The sequence below is a fragment of the Micromonospora sp. SL1-18 genome, from assembly GCF_047921505.1.
Taxonomy (GTDB): Bacteria; Actinomycetota; Actinomycetes; order Mycobacteriales; family Micromonosporaceae; genus Micromonospora.
In genome coordinates, this window is record NZ_JBLROA010000029.1 from 20313 (window position 1) to 39190 (window position 18878).

17 protein-coding genes are annotated in these 18878 nt (G+C 72.9%); 10 read left to right on the forward strand and 7 right to left on the reverse strand.

The features are described from left to right. Window positions 1–168 precede the first annotated feature (168 nt). Window positions 169–465 (reverse strand): helix-turn-helix domain-containing protein, encoded by a 297-nt coding sequence (locus ACNAW0_RS16090; RefSeq protein WP_416288726.1) that lies wholly within the window; start codon window positions 463–465, stop codon window positions 169–171. A 135-nt stretch (window positions 466–600) separates the two neighbouring features. On the opposite strand from ACNAW0_RS16090, the gene ACNAW0_RS16095 reads away from it, so the two are divergent. From ACNAW0_RS16095 to ACNAW0_RS16105, 3 genes are all read left to right on the forward strand, one after another. After that, window positions 601–1338 carry a response regulator transcription factor gene (locus tag ACNAW0_RS16095; protein WP_416288727.1) on the forward strand — a complete coding sequence of 246 codons (738 nt, stop codon included), beginning with the start codon at window positions 601–603 and terminating at the stop codon, window positions 1336–1338. Further along, window positions 1316–2857 carry an ATP-binding protein gene (locus ACNAW0_RS16100; RefSeq protein ID WP_416288671.1) on the forward strand — a complete coding sequence of 514 codons (1542 nt, stop codon included), beginning with the start codon at window positions 1316–1318 and terminating at the stop codon, window positions 2855–2857. The genes ACNAW0_RS16095 and ACNAW0_RS16100 overlap by 23 nt, the downstream gene beginning before the upstream one ends. A gap of 82 nt (window positions 2858–2939) precedes the next feature. Then, on the forward strand, window positions 2940–3770 hold the full coding sequence (locus tag ACNAW0_RS16105; protein WP_416288672.1) for a helix-turn-helix domain-containing protein: 831 nt from the start codon (window positions 2940–2942) through the stop codon (window positions 3768–3770). A gap of 92 nt (window positions 3771–3862) precedes the next feature. On the opposite strand, the gene ACNAW0_RS16110 is transcribed toward ACNAW0_RS16105, so the two are convergent. Next, window positions 3863–4267, reverse strand: coding sequence for a VOC family protein (locus tag ACNAW0_RS16110; RefSeq protein ID WP_416288673.1), 405 nt, complete (start codon window positions 4265–4267; stop codon window positions 3863–3865). A gap of 180 nt (window positions 4268–4447) precedes the next feature. On the opposite strand from ACNAW0_RS16110, the gene ACNAW0_RS16115 reads away from it, so the two are divergent. The 4 genes from ACNAW0_RS16115 to ACNAW0_RS16130 all read left to right on the forward strand — a co-directional run bounded on the left by ACNAW0_RS16115 (window position 4448) and on the right by ACNAW0_RS16130 (window position 9541). Continuing rightward, window positions 4448–4597, forward strand: coding sequence for a hypothetical protein (locus ACNAW0_RS16115; protein WP_167604403.1), 150 nt, complete (start codon window positions 4448–4450; stop codon window positions 4595–4597). A gap of 5 nt (window positions 4598–4602) precedes the next feature. Continuing rightward, window positions 4603–6018, forward strand: coding sequence for a class I SAM-dependent methyltransferase (locus tag ACNAW0_RS16120; protein ID WP_416288674.1), 1416 nt, complete (start codon window positions 4603–4605; stop codon window positions 6016–6018). Then, complete coding sequence (locus ACNAW0_RS16125) at window positions 6011–8053, forward strand: sulfatase-like hydrolase/transferase (RefSeq protein ID WP_416288675.1); 2043 nt, start codon at window positions 6011–6013, stop codon at window positions 8051–8053. The genes ACNAW0_RS16120 and ACNAW0_RS16125 overlap by 8 nt, the downstream gene beginning before the upstream one ends. Window positions 8054–8257: 204 nt before the next feature. After that, complete coding sequence (locus tag ACNAW0_RS16130; protein WP_416288676.1) at window positions 8258–9541, forward strand: citrate synthase; 1284 nt, start codon at window positions 8258–8260, stop codon at window positions 9539–9541. Between the two features lie 72 nt (window positions 9542–9613). Here the strand turns inward: ACNAW0_RS16130 and ACNAW0_RS16135 are convergent, their stop codons facing one another. From ACNAW0_RS16135 to ACNAW0_RS16150, 4 genes are all read right to left on the reverse strand, one after another. Continuing rightward, window positions 9614–10321 carry a fasciclin domain-containing protein gene (locus ACNAW0_RS16135; protein WP_416288677.1) on the reverse strand — a complete coding sequence of 236 codons (708 nt, stop codon included), beginning with the start codon at window positions 10319–10321 and terminating at the stop codon, window positions 9614–9616. A gap of 80 nt (window positions 10322–10401) precedes the next feature. Further along, window positions 10402–12519 (reverse strand): M14 family zinc carboxypeptidase, encoded by a 2118-nt coding sequence (locus tag ACNAW0_RS16140; RefSeq protein ID WP_416288678.1) that lies wholly within the window; start codon window positions 12517–12519, stop codon window positions 10402–10404. 125 nt (window positions 12520–12644) lie between these two features. Then, window positions 12645–13301: a response regulator transcription factor gene (locus tag ACNAW0_RS16145; protein WP_416288679.1), complete on the reverse strand. Its 657-nt coding sequence runs from the start codon at window positions 13299–13301 to the stop codon at window positions 12645–12647. Window positions 13302–13476: 175 nt separating this feature from the next. Next, a complete protein-coding gene (locus ACNAW0_RS16150) occupies window positions 13477–14874 on the reverse strand; it encodes a glycosyltransferase family 4 protein (protein WP_416288680.1) in 1398 nt (465 codons plus the stop codon). Window positions 14875–15035: 161 nt separating this feature from the next. Between ACNAW0_RS16150 and ACNAW0_RS16155 the strand changes: the two genes are divergently transcribed. The 3 genes from ACNAW0_RS16155 (at window position 15036) to ACNAW0_RS16165 (ending at window position 17369) form a co-directional block, all read left to right on the forward strand. Beyond that, window positions 15036–15248 (forward strand): hypothetical protein, encoded by a 213-nt coding sequence (locus ACNAW0_RS16155; RefSeq protein ID WP_416288681.1) that lies wholly within the window; start codon window positions 15036–15038, stop codon window positions 15246–15248. Then, complete coding sequence (locus ACNAW0_RS16160) at window positions 15245–16708, forward strand: DUF3459 domain-containing protein (RefSeq protein ID WP_416288682.1); 1464 nt, start codon at window positions 15245–15247, stop codon at window positions 16706–16708. The genes ACNAW0_RS16155 and ACNAW0_RS16160 overlap by 4 nt, the downstream gene beginning before the upstream one ends. Before the next feature lie 70 nt (window positions 16709–16778). After that, window positions 16779–17369, forward strand: coding sequence for a GNAT family N-acetyltransferase (locus ACNAW0_RS16165; RefSeq protein ID WP_416288683.1), 591 nt, complete (start codon window positions 16779–16781; stop codon window positions 17367–17369). 4 nt (window positions 17370–17373) lie between these two features. On the opposite strand, the gene ACNAW0_RS16170 is transcribed toward ACNAW0_RS16165, so the two are convergent. Further along, complete coding sequence (locus ACNAW0_RS16170) at window positions 17374–18852, reverse strand: glutamate--cysteine ligase (RefSeq protein WP_416288684.1); 1479 nt, start codon at window positions 18850–18852, stop codon at window positions 17374–17376. Window positions 18853–18878 lie beyond the last annotated feature (26 nt).

Below are 18878 nucleotides of genomic sequence, written 5' to 3' on the forward strand. Positions count from 1 at the left end.
CTTGCAGCGGATCCGATACGACGGCCGGGTGCGGGACTTGCGTTTGAATGTCGGGAACCCCACCCGGCGGCCCGACCGTTTCCCCCGCCGGGACTCGGCCCAGGCGCTCAGGCCACGACCCAGGTCGACAGCGGCTTCCTCACACACCTGCTGACACACCTGCGCCCGTCACGACAACCCCGTCACCACGACCTCGACCGAGCCGGCCGCATCGACCACGAACCGGCGACCCGCCGCAGCCGAACACTTCCACGAGTTGAACGCGTTGATCAGGTCGAAACCCGACCACGGCACCACCACCGACCCACCCCGACGCTTCACATCCAGGGCTTCCTTCACCAGAGCCAGGCACTGATTGAACGCGAACCGCGACGCCCCCGCATGACGAGCCAACACCACCACCTGCAACGGCGACGCGTCGACCGTGAACCGAAACGCGGTAAACCTCCCCACAACCCACACCATGCCCGCCACCTACGACACTTCCGAAACACGGCGTAGGCCGCCGGGTGCGCCGCCCGCCCGCCCGGGCCGTACAGCTGGTACACAGACTCGGGACAGGTCCGGCACAGCGGACACGCCCACGATGGGGGTATGGCCATGGAGGGGCAGACCGCGCAGGGCCGGATCGAGCTGCGTCGACCGGACGGTGAACCGGTCCGCGTACTGGTGGTGGACGACGAGCCGACGCTCACCGACCTGCTCTCGATGGCCCTGCGCTACGAGGGCTGGCAGGTGACCACCGCCGGCAACGGGACGGCCGCGATCAGCAGCGCCCGCCAGTTCAGGCCGGACGCGGTGGTGCTCGACGTCATGCTGCCCGACCTCGACGGGTTCCAGGTGCTGCGGCGGCTGCGTGAGGAGACCCCCACTGTGCCGGTGCTTTTCCTGACCGCACGGGACGCGGTGGAGGAGCGGATCGCCGGGCTCACCGTCGGCGGCGACGACTACGTCACCAAGCCGTTCAGCCTGGAGGAGGTGATCGCCCGGCTGCGCGCCCTGTTGCGCCGTTCCGGGTTCGCGGTCGCCCACGAGGACGCCGTACTCGCCGTCGGCGACCTCACCCTCGACGAGGACAGCCATGAGGTACGCCGCGGCGGCGACCTGATCACCCTCACCGCCACCGAGTTCGAGCTGCTGCGCTTCCTCATGCGTAACCCGCGCCGGGTGCTGAGCAAGGCGCAGATCCTCGACCGGGTCTGGAACTACGACTTCGGCGGCCAGGCCAACGTGGTCGAGCTGTACATCTCGTACCTCCGCAAGAAGATCGACGCCGGCCGCGAGCCGATGATCCACACGTTGCGAGGCGCCGGGTATGTCCTCAAGCCCGCGGAGTGACCGGGGCGGGCGGCTGCGCGTTTGGTTGGCCGGCTGGTCGCTGCGCCGCCGCCTGGTGCTCTCCGTGGTGGCGCTGCTGGCCCTGGTCAGCATCGGCATCGGCGGCCTCACCACGGTGGCGCTGCGGCACTTCCTGATCGCCCAGGTCGACAGCCAGCTCAGCATGGGCGACCGCCGCCCCGGCGACGTGCCGTCCTGGTTCCGCCAGTCCGGCGAGCAACGGTGGCCGGGCCCGGCCCCCGAGCCGCCGTCCCCCGAGCCGCCGTCCCCCGAGCCGCCGCGCGGCTTCCCGCCGGGCTCGATCGCGGTGCGCGTCGCCGACGGCAGCACGCAGGCGACGACTCGGGCCGAGGGCGGCGGCCTCGAGCAGGTGCCCGCCGCTCAGGTCGCCCCGCTGGCCGCGCTCCCCACGGACGGCCGGCCGCACACCGTCGACCTCGACGGCCGGGGCGACTACCGCGCGGTGGCCCGGCAGTTGCCCGACGGCGACCGGTTGGCCGTGGCCATCCCGCTCTCCGTGGTGGAGGAGACGGTCATGTGGATGGTGGTCGCCCAGGCGGGCGTGGTCACCGCCGGGCTGCTCATCGCCGGCAGCCTCGGTGCGCTGATCGTCCGGGCCGCCCTGCGCCCGCTGAACCGGGTCGCCGCCACCGCCGGCCGGGTCACCGAACTGCCGCTGGACCGCGGCGAGGTGGCGCTGTCGGTCCGGGTGCCGGCGACTGACACCGACCCGCGTACCGAGGTGGGGCGGGTCGGTGGCGCCCTCAACCGGATGCTCGGCCACGTCGCCGCCGCGCTCGCCGCCCGGCAGGCCAACGAGATCCGGGTACGCCAGTTCGTCGCCGACGCCAGCCACGAGCTGCGTACCCCCCTGGCGGCGATCCGGGGCTACGCGGAGGTGGCCCGGCGCGGCCGGGACGAGGTGCCGCCGGACGTGGCGCACGCGTTGCGTCGGGTGGAGTCGGAGAGCACCCGGATGACCAGCCTCGTCGACGACCTGCTGCTGCTCGCCCGCCTCGACTCCGGCCGGCCCCTCGCGGCCGAGCCGGTGGACCTCACCGCCCTGGTCGTGAACGCGGTCAGCGACGCGCACGTGGCCGGTCCCGACCACCGCTGGGAGCTCGACCTGCCCGACGAGCCGATCGGCGTCACCGGCGACGGCCACCGGCTGCACCAGGTGGTGGCGAACCTGCTCGCCAACGCCCGGGTGCACACGCCGCCGGGCACCACCGTCACCATCCGGCTCACCGCCGTGTCCGGAGGTGTCGAGCTGAGCGTGACGGACGACGGTCCCGGTATCCCCGCCGACCTCCAGCCGGAGGTCTTCGAGCGCTTCGCCCGCGGCGACAGCTCCCGTTCCCGTGCGAACGGCAGCACCGGCCTCGGCCTGGCCATCGTGGCCGCCGTGGTGGAGGCGCACCACGGACGGCTCGAGGTGTCCAGCCGTCCCGGCCGCACGGTCTTCACGGTGCTGCTGCCGGAATCCCCAGGCCCGCCTGAACCGCCGTGTCGATCATGAGTTTGTTGTCGAGCCGCCCGGCGTGTCACGACAACAACTTCATCGTCAGTGGTTCCGGTGGGTGGCGTGGCAGGGTACCGGAATGTATCGGGAACGGGCGGCGGCGGGGGTCCGTGGGGCGGTGGTCTGGCACAGCGTCGCGGCCGGTGGGGCGCCCGCCCGGGTGTTGCCGGACGGGTGCCTGGACCTGCTCTGGTCAAGCCGGGCAGGCCTGCTGGTCGCGGGTCCGGACCGGGCCGCCCACCTCTCCGTCAGCGCGCCCGGCGAGCGGTGGGTCGGGCTGCGCCTGCCACCCGGCACCGGTCCCGCCGTCTTCGGTGTCCCCGCCGAGGAGTTGCGGGACCGACGAGTCCCGCTGGCCGACCTGTGGGGGCGGCCGGCCGTCGAGCTGGCCGAACGGTTGGGGGTAGCCGCCGAGGCCGGCCGTCCACGGCAGACCGTTGGCGCGGCGCTTCCGGCGGTCCCCGGTCATGCCGGGTCACCCACCGGGCAGTTCCACGCCGCGCCGGGCGCCGTCGGGGTCCTCAACTGGCCGGGCGAGGCCGCGCCGGTCGCCGCCGTGCTGGAGGCGGTCGCGGTGGCGCGGCTGCGGGCCGCCGGCGGTCCCGATCCGGTCGGCGCGCGGGTCGCCGCCCGGCTGGCGGCCGGCGTCACCGTGGCCGCCACCGCCGCCGAGGTCGGCCTCGGCGCGCGGGCGCTGCACCGGCGCAGCCACGCCCTCTTCGGGTACGGCCCGAAGACCCTCGCCCGCATCCTGCGGATGCGCCGGGCCCTCGACCTGGCCCGCTCCGGCACCCCGCTGGCCGAGGTCGCCGCGCTGGCCGGGTACGCCGACCAGGCCCACTTCACCCGGGAGGTCAAGGAGTTGGCCGGGGTGCCCCCGACCCACCTGCTGCCGGCCCGCCGCGCCTGACCGGCCCGCCCCCCGGCATTGGCATGGAGGTGTTAGTTAGGAGGGGGCCCCTGTTATGCACCAGGCGTTAACAGGGGCCCCCTCCTTGCAACTCAGCCGGCGGGGGTGGGGAGCGGGGCGAACAGGTCGACGGCGTTGCCGTCCGGGTCGTGCAGGACGGCGTAGCGCTGGCCCCAGAAGGCGTCCCAGGGCGGCAGGTGGCCGTGGTGACCGACGTCGGTCAGCTCGGCGTACCAGCGGTCGACCTCGCCCGCGTCGGCGCAGCGGAAGGCGAGGCTGGTCCGGGGGCTGCCGGTGGGTGGGGTGTAGCCGGGGTCGAAGCCGCGGATCGTCTCCGCCGTGTCCCAGGCCAGCCGGACGCCGTTGGCCAGGGTCACCTCCACGTGCGGCTCGCGTTCCGCACCGGCGGGGACCGCCAGGCCCAGCCGGCGATAGAAGTCCAGGGTGCGGCCCATGTCGGTGACGACCATGCCGATGAGATCGAAGTGCGGTGTCATGCCGGGAACGGTAGGGGCAGGCGGGGCAGGGTGTCTTGAACGGAACGGACGGGGGTGCAGTGACCCGTGCGGCCTCCGCGCCCGGCCTCGACAGCGTACGGTGGAGGACAAGTCCGGCTTAGGGGTATGAAGGTGAACATATCGGGCCGGCCTCCATCAACGGCGAGGAAGGGAGCAGCCGTGACGCACCTGGCCTACCTGGACGCGGGATCGGGCAGCCTCATCGTGCAGGCGGTGGTCGGCGGGGTGGCCGGAGCGGCGGTGGCCGCCAAGCTCTACTGGCGACGGTTGGTGGCCCGGTTCCGCCGGCAGCCCACCGACCAGGGCTGACCGGCGTGGCGGTCTCCGACGCCGGCGCCTGGGTGGAGCCAGGCTCGTTCCGCGATCCGGGCAACCGGGTCTTCCACCGCCACGGCGAGGTGCTGCGCGGCCTCGACGAGCGGTCCGCCCGCGACTGGCGGGCCCTCGCCGCCAGCGACTTCTTCCGGGACCTGCGCGCCGCCGGCAAGGTGTGCGGCACCGAGGAACTCGTCCCGACCCCGGTCGACGTGCCCTGGGCCGCGGTGCTGCGGCACGAGCGCATCCCGTTCGTATCGCACCCGTACGAGTGGTCGTACGGGATGCTGCGCGATGCCGCCCTGCTGCACCTGGAGATCCTGCGGTCGGCGCTGGCCGCGGGCTTCACCATCAAGGACGGCTCGGCGTACAACCTCCAGTGGCGGGGCGCGCTGCCGGTCTTCATCGACATCGGCTCGTTCGAGCCGGCCCGCGACGGGGAGCCCTGGGCCGGGTACCGGCAGTTCTGCCAGACCCTGCTCTATCCGCTGCTGCTCCAGGCCCACCTCGGGCTGGACTTTCAGCCCTGGCTGCGGGCCCGGATCGACGGCATCGAGCCGGACCAGATGCGCCGCCTCTTCGCCGGCACGCGCCGGCTGCGCGCCGGGGTGCTCACCCACGTCCACCTGCACGGCGCGCTGCAGGCCCGCCACGCGCACGCCAGCACCAGCGACGTTCGGGCCCAACTGCGGGAGGCCGGCTACTCCCGCGAGCTTGTCCTGGCGACCGTACGCGGCCTCGAGAAGCTGGTCCGCCGGTTGGCCGTCATGCCGGGGGAGAGCCACTGGTCGGACTACCAGCGCACCTGCGCGTACTCGGTGCCCGACCGGCAGGCGAAAGAGGGCTTCGTCGACCGGGCGGCGGCGGTGACCGTGCCGGGGCTGGCACTCGACCTGGGCGCCAACGACGGCCGGTACGCCCGGATCGCCGCCCGACACGCCGAGTACGTGGTCGCGGTCGAGCAGGACCCGACGGTGGCCGACGTGCTCTACCGCGCGCTGCGGGACGAGGGGGAGCGGCGGATCCTGCCGCTGGTGATGGACCTGGCCGACCCTTCTCCGGGCGGGGGCTGGCGGGGCGTCGAGCGGGCCGCCTTCGCCGACCGGGCGCGGGGCGACCTCGTCCTCGCCCTGGCGCTGGTGCACCACCTGGCAATCGGCCGGAACGTGCCGCTGGCCGAGGTGCTGGACCAGTTCGCCGGGCTGGCGACGCCGGGCGGCACGCTGGTCGTGGAGTTCGTCCACCCCGAGGACCCGATGGCCCGGCGGCTGCTGGCCAACAAGCCGGACGGGCTCTTCCCGGACTACCGGCGCGAGGCGTTCGAGGGGCTGCTCGCGGCGCGCGGCCGGATCGTCCGCCGGGTCGAGTTGCCGTCCGGCACGCGGACGCTCTACCAGGTGGTGACAGGTGGCTGAGCAGACTCTGGCACCCCCCGAGGCACCCCCGGTCGCACCGGCGTCGACCGGCCGCCGGAGCGGCTGGCGGAACGAGCTGGGCCGGCTGCTGGAAGTGGTGGCGCTGGTCGGGCTGGTGATCACCCAGCCGCTGCTGGACGTGCTGGGTCACAGCCCGGACTTCTTCCTGTTCCACCGCGCCTCCCCGGCCGACGTGCTGCTCCTGGTGGCCCTGATCGCCGTCGTGCCGACCGTGCCGTTCGCCCTGCTCGGCGCGGTCAGCCTGGTGGTCGGGCGGATCGCCCGGGCGGCCGTGCACACCCTCGTGGTGGGGCTGCTGCTGGCTGCCCTGGCCGTCCAGGTGGGGCGGCACACCACCCCGCTGCGGGGCGTACCGCTGCTGTTGGCGGCGGGCGTGGTCGGCGTCGGTGCGGCGGTCGCGCACCGACGGTGGCGGGCCCTGGGGCGGGCGCTGCGGGTGGCCGCGGCCGGGCCGGTGGTCTTCGTCAGCCTCTTCCTCTTCGCCTCGCCGGCCTCGGCGGTGGTGCTGCCCCGGGGCCACGCCGGGGCCGCCGGGTTGGCCGGCGCGGGCGCCCACCCGCCGGTGGTCATGATCGTCCTGGACGAGCTGCCGCTGGTCTCGCTGCTGGGCCCGGACGGGCGGATCGACGCCACCCGGTACCCGCACTTCGCCGAACTCGCCGCCGGGTCGACCTGGTTCCGCAACGCCACCGGGGTGAGCGGCTGGACGCCGTACGCGCTGCCGGCCATGCTGACCGGCCGCTACCCGGCCGAGCCAGTCGCCCCGCACTACTCGCAGTACCCGGACAACCTGTTCACCGCCCTCGGCGGCCTGTACGAGATCAAGGCCGAGGAGAACATCACCCGGCTCTGCCCGCCCAGCCGGTGCGAACAGCCGGCCAGCCCGGAGCAGGGGCTCGGCGTGCTGGTCCGGGAGAGCGGCAAGCTGCTGCGGCAGGTCACCGCGCCGGTGGACAGCCAGGTCGACCCGGAGAGCTCGTACCGTGAGCTGACCCGGGCCGAGGCGAATCTGGACGCCGCCGAGCCGGTCCCGGCCGACCCGAAGTTCCGCTGGGACAAACTCAACGACAACCAGCCGGCCCGGTTTACCACCTTCCTCGCCGGGCTGCGCCCGTCCGCCCGGCCCACGCTGCACTTCCTGCACCTGCTGATGCCGCACGCGCCGTGGGCGTACCTGCCGTCCGGGGCGCGCTACGCCGCCCCCGAGGACCTGCCGAACGACGGCGCCGGCTGGGTGGACCTGGCCCGCCAGCGGCACCTGGCGCAGCTCGGCTACACCGACCGGCTACTCGGGGAAACGCTGCGGACGCTGCGCGCCAGCGGCCTCTACGACCAGGCCCTCGTCCTGGTCACCGCGGACCACGGGGTGAGCTTCCTGCGGGACTGGCAGGGCCGGGGGATGGACGCCATCAACCACGCCGCGGATCAGGTCGCCTGGGTGCCGATGTTCGTCAAGGAGCCGGGCCAGCAGGCCGGTCGGATCGACGACCGGAACTGGCAGCACGTCGACCTGCTGCCCACCATCGCCGACGAGACCCACATCAGGATCCCGTGGCACATGGACGGCCGGTCGGCGAAGCAGACCCCGCGCGACGGGGCCGGCAAGCTCTTCTACGACCGCCCCAGCGAGCCGGTGCCGATCACCGGCGGGGTGCCGTCCCCGCCCGCCACCCCCGCCCCGGACCCGCTGATCGGTACCCGGGTCGGCGACAAGCCCGCCGGCGGTACGGCAACGGTGGCGAACCTGGCCGCCTTCCGCGCCGTCGACCCGGCGGGCGACCTGCCCGCCCTGGTCTGGGGCACCGTGCCCGCTTCCGTGCCGGACGGGACGAAGCTCGCGGTGGCGGTCAACGGCACCGTGGGCGCGGTCGTCCCGGTCGTCCCGCGCGACAAGGGCGGCCGGCGGTTCGCCGCCTTCCTCCCCGACGACCGGCTCTTCGCCGCCGGGGCCAACCGCCTGGACATCTACCGCGTGAACGCCGACGGCAGCCTGCGTAGCCTCCGCCTGTCCTGACCGTCACCTCGCCTTTCGCCAGCCTCCGCCCACCTCGGCCTCGGCCGGATGGGCGCGCTCCCACAGGGTTTCCTCGCCGGCCGGTCGGGAATCGGGTGACGCATACCTCACCACTGAACCACGACGAGCGGTGTCCTCCGGACCGTGACTACGGTAAAAGCGAAGGCAACTCAATGAAGATCTTGCCGGCGAAGCGAGGAACAGATGACGGAAGTCAAGCTCGACCATCCGGGTGGCCAGCTGTCGATGCCGGTGCAGTCCGCGGTCGAGGGCCCCGGCGGAATCAAGGTGGGCAACCTGCTCAAGGAAACCGGGTTGACCACCTACGATCCCGGTTTCGTCAACACCGCGTCCTGCTCCTCCGCGATCACCTACATCGACGGTGACGCGGGCATCCTGCGGTACCGGGGCTACCCGATCGAGCAACTGGCCGAGAAGTCCTCCTTCCTGGAGGTCTCGTACCTGCTGATCTACGGCGAGCTGCCGACCCAGCAGCAGCTGACCGAGTTCAGCGAGCGGATCCGGCGGCACTCGCTGCTGCACGAGGAGATGCGCCGGTTCTTCGACGGCTTCCCGCGCGACGCGCACCCGATGGCCGTGCTCTCCTCGGCGGTCAGCGCCATCTCGACCTTCTACCAGGACAGCCTGGACCCGTTCGACTCCGAGCACGTGGAGATGTCCACGGTGCGGCTGATGGCGAAGGTCCCGACCATCGCCTCGTACGCGTACAAGAAGTCGATCGGCCAGCCGCTGCTGTACCCGGAGAACTCGCTCGGCTATGTCGAGAACTTCCTGCGGATGAACTTCGGCGTACCGGCCGAGCCGTACGAGGTCGACCCGGTGGTGGCCCGGGCGCTGGACATGCTCTTCATCCTGCACGCCGACCACGAGCAGAACTGCTCCACCTCGACCGTGCGCCTGGTCGGCTCCAGCAACGCCAACCTCTTCGCCTCCGTCTCGGCCGGCGTGAACGCGCTGTTCGGCCCGCTGCACGGCGGCGCCAACCAGGCCGTGCTGGAGATGCTCCAGCGGATCCAGGCCGACGGCGGTGACGTCCGCTCCTTCGTGCAGAAGGTGAAGGACAAGCAGGCCGGCGTGAAGCTGATGGGCTTCGGCCACCGGGTCTACAAGAACTACGACCCGCGCGCCGCGATCGTGAAGCAGGCCGCCCAGGACGTGCTCAGCCGGATGGCCAAGCCGGACCCGCTGCTGGACCTCGCGGTGCAGCTGGAGGAGATCGCCCTCGCGGACGACTTCTTCGTCTCCCGGCGGCTCTACCCGAACGTGGACTTCTACACCGGCCTGATCTACAAGGCCATGGGCTTCCCGACCAAGATGTTCACGGTGCTCTTCGCGCTGGGCCGGCTGCCCGGCTGGATCGCCCAGTGGCGCGAGATGATCAACGACCCGGAGACCAAGATCGGCCGCCCGCGGCAGATCTACACCGGCTACGCCGCGCGCGACTACGTACCGGCCACGGAGCGCTGACCTCCGGCACAACGGCGAAGGCCGCCGACCCCGCGCGGGGTCGGCGGCCTTTCGCGTACGCGGGTGTGCCGCTCAGTGGGTGTGGCTGCCCGTGCCCGCGGTGACGGGCAGGCTGCCGAGCACCCGGTTGATGAGGTGGATCCGCGCGTCGGCGGCCCGGTAGTCGGCGCACACGGTGTCGGCCTTGTCGGCCAGGCGTGCCGTCGCCCCGCCGCCGGTTACCCGGATCTTCGTACCGGCGAGCGTGGTGACCTCGCCGGCGGCCACCAGATCGGACAGCGACAGCGATCCGGCGACGAGGTGCTCGCGGAGCAGGCCGCGGAGCTTGTCCTTGTCGGCGATGAAGAGCTCGTCCAGGTTGTCCTCGGAGAACTGCTTCGCGAACGCGTCGTCGGTGGGGGCGAGGATGGTCACCCCGGACGTGGCGTGCAGTTCGGCCGTCATACCGGCGGCTCGTACCGCCGACTCGAACGTGGTGAGTACGGGCAGCCACTGCAGGGCCGTCTCCGGCGGTTCAGCGGCCAGCGATGCCGGGTTGCCCGGCTCGGTGCCCGAGGGCAGCGCGTCACACAGCGGTCCATGGACGGCGGACGCCGCCGGTGCGTTCGTGCCGGCGGTCGCCGCGGCTGCGCGGCCCGTCGGCCCGGCACCGGCGCCGGAGCAGCCCGTGCCGGCGAGGGCCAGGGACAGGCCCACCGCGGCGAGCGCGGCGAGCCTCCGTCGTGAATCGCGACGACCCGGCCGGCGGGGACGGGATGGTGCGGTGACGGGCTGGTCCACGGCGTCTTCTCCAGGTCAGGTCGGGCCGTACCGGCCGGACCGGCCCGGAGGCCGGCCCAGCCGGTACGACGATCAGCAGGTCACAGACCGGCGCACTGGCCGCTCTTCGGACCCTGCACCGAGTTGGCCACCTCGAGGTTGACCGGGGCCGCGGCGTTGCCGCCGCAGGACAGCGGACCCGCCACCGTGTTGGCCGCCAGCAGGGGCGCGCCGCCCCGGCTGTCCGACACCTCGACCGGACCGTCGACCGTGGCGTCGACGACCACCACCGGGCCGCTGGCGCCCGTGACCCGGACCAGGCCGGTGACCTTGCTGCTGGTCAGGAAGACACCCGCGGCGCCGCTGGCCTCGACCGTGCCGTTGATCGACGAGCCGGTCGCGACCAGCGTGGCACCGGGCTGGACCCGGACCGGGCCGGTCACGGTCGCCTCCCGCAGGCAGGTGAAGCCGGAGACCACCAGCTTGCCGGCGTGCCTGCCGGTCATGGTCGGGTAGACCCGCTCGGCGTCCACCAGGCTCTCGACCCCCTGCCCGTCGAGCAGCAGCGGGATCAGCCCCCGCTCCGGCTGGGCCAGTGGGACGACGTACCCGTCGGCGGTCTTGACGACCTGCCAGCCGTGCGCGGCGAGGCGCTCGGCCACAGTGGTACGCAGGCCGGCCGGGCCGTCGGTACGCGCCCCGTTGTACTGCTCCTCGGTGAGCTTGTACGCGCACGGCGCGTTGTCGAGGATCTGGCCGTCCTTCGGCGCGTCGATCGGCGGCGGGGCCTCGCCCGGGTGCGGGGCCGGGTGCGCCTCGATCGGGCGGGACCCGCGGAAGACGATCCGGCCGGTGTTCGAGACCTGGAAGGTGATCGCGTCGGCCCGCGCCGTGGTGATCTCCTTGAGGTTCGCGCGGTGGTAGTCGAGGAACTGGTTGAACGTCCACAGCGCGGAGAAGGTCTTACGCCGCCGGTTGTTCGCCGTGTTGGTCTCGTCCGGGCGGGTGGTGCCGCCGGAACTGCGCAGCTCGAGCAGCGAGTTGACGACGTTCTTGAGCCCCAGCGTGTTGCGGAGGATCGTCTCTTCGCTCAGGCCCACGTTCCCGCCGCCGTTGCACCCGTACGGGCACGGCCACCAGCCGTCCTTGGCGCCCTGGGTGTACATGTGGCCCTCGATCATGTGCTGCGACTCGTCGAAGATCGACTTGGCCACGTTCTGGTGCCGCGGCGGCAGCATCGGCAGGTCGCCGGCGCTGGAGTTGCCGAACTCGTGCCCGTCGTAGCCGGCCACCGGGCGGTACTGGCGCAGCATGTTGACCAGCGCGAACGTCTCGGGCTGACGGATCAGCGAGTAGTCGCGGTTGAGGTCCTGCCCGGTGGAATTGCCCCGGGTGTTGGCCGCCCGGCCGTCGCCGTTGATGGTCGGCACGATCACCACGGTGGTGTGCGACAGCAGGTCGATCGTCCGGGCGTCGTTGCTGAAGGCCAGCTTGCGCGCCATGATCAGGCAGGCTTCCCGGTCACCGGGCTCGTTGCCGTGCACGTTGCAGTTGACCATCAGCGGCGACGTGGCCGCCACGGCCGCCGGGGTGGCCGGCGGCGTCGGGTAGCCGATGACGAACATGTTGATCGGCCGGCCGAGCGCGGTCTTGCCGATCTCGGTCACCCGGACGCGGTCGCTCGCCTCGTCGAGCGCCTTGGTGTAGGCGTACTCTTCCACGTCGCTCGTGTACTGCGCCGCCAGGGTGGTCTCCCACTGGGTCCGCAGGTTCTCGCCCGGCACGTTCGGGTCGCCCCAGGGGGCCGAGGTGGTGCCGGACACCGGCGCCGAGTATGGCTGCTCGGTGGTCCCGAAGCGGGCGCGGACCCGCCACTGGAACCGGGCGCCCGGGTTGAATCCCGCGTCGGCGAAGGTCGGCGACTCGTTGTTGATCTGGCGGTTCGGCCGCCAGACGCCGGTGATGACGGCAGGGCCGGTCGCCGAGCCGTCAGCGGCGACGGGCGTGCGTTCGATCTGGTAGTCGGTGGCGCCGCCGACCGGCGTCCAGCCGAGGGTGGCGTAGCCGTCACCCTGCACGACCGTCAGGTTCTGAACCTGGTTCGGTTCGGCCTGGGCGGTGACGCCGGCCGGTTCGGCGTACGCCGGCGCGGGTGCGACGGCCGCCGCCAGGGTGGCGGCGAGTAGGACGGAGAAGATGGTCGTCCGTCTGTCTCTCATGGAAGCTCCAGAACAGGTGGGATGACACGGTGGGGCAAGCACACGTCAGCCGTGCCGCCGGCGGCCGACGGGGCGGGATTTCTTGAGGATGATCTGAGAATTCGACGGGAATCCCGCGCCGGCCCCTAGTGTGGTCGTAGCCGGTAGCCCACCCCGCGTACGGTCTCCACCAGGCCGGCGTCGTCGAGCTTGCCGCGCAGGGCCGCGACGTGGACGTCGAGGGTGTGTCCGGCCTTCCAGGTGGTCTGCCACACGTCCATCAGCAGCCGTTCGCGGGACACGACCGTGCCCGCCTGCCGGGCCAACGCCAACAGCAGGTCGAACTCCTTGCGGGTCAGGCTCACCTCCCGGTCGGAGAGCCAGACCTGCCGGGCGTTGAGGTCGACCCGCAGGTCGCCGACCTGCAGCGTGGCCTCGGCCCGTGCGGCGCGGGCGGTCCGGCGCAGCACCGCCTCGATCCGGGCGTGCAGTTCCGCCATGGAGAACGGCTTCACCACGTAGTCGTCGGCGCCGGCCCGGAGCCCCGCCACCCGGTCCCGCGCCTCGGACCGGGCGGTCACCGCGATGATGGCGACGTCCTCGTTCTCCCGGCGGATCTGCCGGCACAACTCCAGGCCGTCCCGGTCGGGCAGGTTGAGGTCGAGCAGGACGAGGTCGACCGGACCTGCCGTGGCCGCCTCCGCCACGGTCGTGGCCGGGATGACCGCGTAACCCCGGCGGCGCAGCGCGGCGCCCAGCGCGGACGCGACTCGCAGGTCGTCCTCCACCATCAGCACCCGCACGCACGTCTCCTCGGCCCTTGTCTCAACAGGTCCACGCGAGTTTGTCCGATGGACATCTGCTGTGACCAGCCTCGACCCAAGATCGTGACCGCACGATGACGTGGCTCGAACCATCACGGCGACCGCCCTATCGGGCGAGCGACCCGGACCGGGCCGCCCGCCGGCGGGGTACGCCTCAGCGCAGGCCGGCGGCGGCGAGCAGGTTGCCCTCCGGCAGCGGCGGGAGCGCCCGGCCGAGGGCCATCCGCTGTTCGGCCCGCTCCGCGGTGAACGCGGCGTCCCGGGCGATGGCGGCCGCGTACGCGGCGGCGGTGCGGGACGCGATCGCCGACCAGGCGTACCGCTCGTGGACCATGGCGCGGGCGCGCTGGGCGAGGCCGCGGGCCCGCTCCCGGTCCGACAGCAGCGCGTGCACCGCCTCGGTCAGCCCGTCCGGGTCATGTGGAGCGAAGGTCATCCCGGTGACGCCCGGCTCGACGATCTCGGCGAGCCCGCCGGCCCGTGACACGGCCAGCGGCGCGCCGGCGGCGGCGCCCTCCAGGGCCACCATGCCGAACGGCTCGTAGATGCTCGGTACGGCGAAGCAGTCCGCGGCGGCCATCACCGCGGGCAGGTCGGCGCCGCCGAGGAAGCCGGGCATGCTCACCGTGTCGGCCAGGCCGAGCCGGTGCACCTCGGCCTCCAGAGCCGCCTTGTACGGCCCGTCGCCGACGATCACCGCGCGCAGCCCGGGGTGCCGCTCGCGCAGCGTCGGCAGCCCGGCGAGCAGGTGCTGCACGCCCTTCTCGTAGACCAGCCGGCCCGCGAAGGTGACCAGCGGGCCGTCGCCGGCGAAGCGGGCCCGGGCGGCCGCCACCGCGGCCGCCGGCACCTGCCAGCGCTGCGGCTCGACCCCGTTGGGCACCACGTCGACCCGCCCGGCCGGCACGTCGAACAGCGCGGTCACCTCGTCGCGCATGTATCCGGAGCAGACGATCACCCGGCCGGACTCGGCGGCCAGCCAGTGCTCCACCCCGTGGATGGTGCGGTTCATCTCCTCGGGCAGCCAGCCCTGGTGCCGGCCCGCCTCGGTGGCGTGGATGGTGCTGACCAGCGGCGCGTCCAGGTGCTCGCGCAGGGTCATCGCGGTGTGCGCGACCAGCCAGTCGTGGGCGTGGATGACGTCGTACGCGCCGGTCTCGGCGGCGCGCAGGGCAGCCCGGGTGAGCGTGTGGTTGAACGCCATGGTCCAGGCGAGCAGCGAGTTCGTGGCGAGCGGGAAGGTGACCGGGTCCTCGGCGGCGCGGACGATCCTGACGCCCTCGGCGTACTCCTCCAGCGGGGCGCCGTCGGCGTGCCGGGTGACGACGGTGACCTCGTGGCCGGCGGCGGCCAGGGCGACGGAGAGGGCGTGCACGTGGCGGCCGAGGCCGCCGACGAGCACCGGCGGGTACTCCCACGACAGCAGCAGGATGCGTCGCGGCCGGGACGGCGCGCCGGGCTGTTGGGGGACGGTGGGGCGGGAGGTGAGGGTGGGCCGGTGGGGTCGGTCCGTCGCGGCGGCGGGGTGCTCGCCGACCCGCAGGATGGTCACATCAATCTCCGTCCAGGCATGCAGGGATGCGCCGACGACGCTGACGGCGTGGGAAGTGCGGTGAGGGTGGCCGAATGGCCGGGGTTGGCGCGGGCGGGCGCACGCGTCCGACATCCAGGAAAGGCCATCCCGCCCGAATCCGCACGTGGAAACGGGCGATCGTGACGGACGACACCCGAAGTTCCCTCCCCCAGGCGGACGGTCTGGTCCTGGAGAGGGGCGGCCTGACCGCGCCGTCGATTTCCGTTCATCGTGTTGCGGACATGTTCACCCGCCGGGTCTACAGTGGGTTTGAGCTGCTCCTTCATGATCTGTCGAGCACCTGTCCCCTCGCCCTGCTGGCCCCCACCGACTCCGTGGAGGATGCCGCATGACCGAGTTCACGGTGTGGGCGCCCGCAGCCGCCCGGGTCCGGCTGCGCCTGCCCGGCGTCGCCGATCACGACCTGCGGCGCGGGCCGGACGGCTGGTGGCGGGCCGAGGTGCCCGGCACCGGGCCGGGCACCGACTACGCCTTCCTGCTGGACGACGACGAGCGGCCGCTGCCCGACCCGCGCTCGCCCTGGCAGCCGGCGGGCGTGCCCGGGCCGAGCCGCCGCTACGATCATGCGGCGTTCCGCTGGACCGACCAGGGCTGGACCGGCCGGCAGCTGCCCGGCAGCGTCCTCTACGAGCTGCACGTCGGCACCTTCACCCCGGAGGGCACCTTCGACGCGGCCATCGGCCACCTCGACCACCTTGTCGACCTCGGGGTCGACCAGGTGGAGCTGCTGACCGTCAACGCCTTCGACGGCGAGCACAGCTGGGGCTACGACGAGGTCTCCTGGTACGCCCCGCACCAGCCGTACGGCGGGCCGGACGGGCTCAAGCGGCTGGTCGACGCGGCGCACACCAAGGGACTGGGGATGATCCTCGACGTCGCCTACCACCATTTCGGGCCCGCCGGGGCCCACCCGCCGATCTTCGCGCCGTACCTCTCCGAGCAGAACAACCCCTGGGGCCGCACGGTCGACCTGGACGGGTCGCACGCCGACGGGGTACGACGCCACATCATCGACAGCGTGCTCATGTGGCTGCGCGACTACCACGTCGACGGGCTGCGGCTGGACGGCGTACCCGCCGCGCCGGGCTCCCGGCTCCTCCACGAGTTGACGGCGGCGGTCGAGTCGCTCTCCGTTCAGCTGGGCCGGCCGCTGTCGCTGATCGCCGAGCCCGACGTGAACGACCCGGCCCACCACGCCCTGCCCACCCTGTTCACCGGGGACCGGGCCGCGCAGCCGCTCTCCGCCGGCCTGCTCCGCGTCGGCGCCACCCTGCTGATGACCGCGCCGCTCACCCCGATGCTGTTCATGGGGGAGGAGTGGGCGGCCAGCGCGCCGTGGCAGTTTCTCACCAGCCGCCCCGAGCCGGACCTGGTCACCGCGGTGGCGGTCGGGCGGCGGCGGCAGTTCGCCGGGCACGGCTGGGCGGCGGGGGAGGTGCCCGACCGGCAGGACCGGCAGGCCATCGTCCGATCCCGGCTGGACTGGGCCGAGCTGGACAAGCCCGAGCACCGCGAGATGTACGACTTCTACCGGCGGCTGATCGCCCTGCGCAGAAGCCGACCCGACCTGTCCGACCCGCGGCGGAGCCGGAACGACGTGCGGCACGGCGACCAGTTCCTGCTGATGCGCCGGGGCGAGTGCCTGGTGGTGGCGAACCTGGCAGGCAAGCCGCAGCGGATCAACCTGTCCGGTGTGGTGCGCCGGGTACTGCTGGCCACGGAGAGCGGGGTCACCGTGATGCGCGACGGGATCGAGCTGCCGCCCGAGTCGGCCGCGATCGTCGCGCTCTGACCGTCCGGGCGGCGGACGGCTGTCTCGCCCGGGGCCGCGCCCGGGGCGGCGAGCGTTTACCGTGTCGACGATGGATGGGACGTATCCGCCGGTGTCCGTCGCCGGCACCGCGCACGAGTTCGACGGAGTCGTCGTCCGGCTGCGGCCGGTCGCCGAGCCGGACCTGGCCATGCTCCGCCGGTTCCTCACCGAGCCGGGGCTGATCGGGCTGGACTGGGCCGGCTTCCGGGATGCGGGCGCGCCGGCCCGCCGGTACGCCGAGGACGGCTACCTCGGCACCCAGGACGGCCGGCTGATCGTCCAGGTGGAGCCGGAGGGCGCCGCCGCGGGCTTGGTCAGCTACCAGTCCGGGATCTACGGCGGGTCGGCGCCGTACTGGGAGATCGGCATCGTGCTGCTACCCGAGTGGCGGGGCCGGGGCATCGGCTGGCGAGCCCAGGCCCTGCTCTGCGACTACCTGTTCGCGCACAGCCCGGCCCAGCGGATCCAGGCCGGTACGCACGCGGAGAACCCGGCCGAGCAACGGTCGCTGGAGAAGGCCGGCTTCCAGTTGGAGGGCGTCGTGCGGGCCTGCGAGTTCCGGGCCGGTGCCTGGCGCGACGGCTACCTCTACAGCCGGCTGCGCGACGACCCGTCGCCCTGGGGCCGGAACCCCGGCTGAGCCCTCAGGGGATCGGCCACTCGTGGACGGGCCGGTTGCTGTGCATCAGGTCCACGTAGTGGCGGAGCACCTCGCGCAGCGCCTCCGGCCGGTCCAGGTGGTCGGCGGACTCCAGCCGGTGCAGCGTCTCCACCTGCCAGGTCGCGCCGTTGCGGCCGGTCAGGCAGCGCTGCTCGACGATGCCGAGCAGCCGGTCCCGCTCGGCCGGGTCAAGCCCCCACCGGTCCAGCCCGTGGTACGCCAGCGGCAGCAGCCGGCGCAGCACCAGCTCGGTCGCCGGCAGGTAGCCCAGCCCGGGCCAGAACACCTGGGCATCGATGCCGTGGCGGGCGCAGCTGGTGAAGTTCTCCTCGGCGGCGCTGAACGACATCTGCGACCACAGCGGCCGGTCGGACTCGGCCAGCGCGCGGACCAGCCCGAAGTAGAACGCCCCGTTGGCGATGGTGTCCAGCACGGTCGGGCCGGCGGGTAGCACTCGGTTCTCCACCCGCAGGTGCGGGCGTCCCTTCAGGACGTCGTACACCGGGCGGTTCCAGCGGTAGACGGTGCCGTTGTGCAGGCGCAGCTCGGCGAGCTGGGGCACGCCGCCGCTGGCCAGCGCTGCGGCCGGGTCCTCCGGGTCGCAGACCGGCAGCAGCGCCGGGAAGTAGCGTACGTTCTCCTCGAACAGGTCGAAAACGTTGGTGATCCAGCGTTCCCCGAACCAGACCCTGGGGCGTACCCCCTGGGCCTTGATCTCCTCCGCGCGGGTGTCGGTGGCCTGCTGGAACAGCGGCACCCGGGTCTCCCGCCACAGCTCCCGGCCGAAGAGGAGCGGCGAGTTCGCGCCGAGCGCGACCTGGATGCCCGCGATGGCCTGCGCGGCGTTCCAGTAGTCGGCGAAGTGCGCCGGGCTGACCTGCAGGTGGAACTGGGTGCTGGTGCAGGCGGCCTCCGGGGTGATGGTGTCGGCGGTGACGGCCAACCGCTCCACCCCGCTGATCGAGATTCGCAGGTCCTCGCCCCTGGCGGCGAAGATCTGCTCGTTGAGCAGCGCGTAGCGGGGGTTGGCCGAGAGGGTGGCGGCGGTCAGGTGCTCCGGGCGCAGGGTCGGCAGGATGCCGATCATGACCATGTGCGTGCCGACCGGGCGGGCCTTCTCCTCGGCGGCGTTGAGGCTGGCCCGTACGTGCTCCTCGAACTGGGCGGTGCCGGCGTCGCTGAGCCGGCGCGGCGGCACGTTGATCTCCACGTTGAACTGGCCCAGCTCGGTCTGGAAGCTGGGATCGGCGATCGCCTTCAACACGTCCGCGTTGCGCATCGCCGGCTGGTAGTCGTCGTCGACCAGGTTGAGCTCGATCTCCAGCCCGGTCATCGGCCGTTCCACGTCGAAGCGGGACTCGCGCAGCATCTCGGCGAAGACGTCGAGGCAGCGCCGGACCTTCTCCCGGTAGCGGGCCCGGTCCTCCCGGCTGAAGGTGCGTACGCCGACATCCTCGCCCATGGTCACCGCCCTGTCACCGTTGGCTT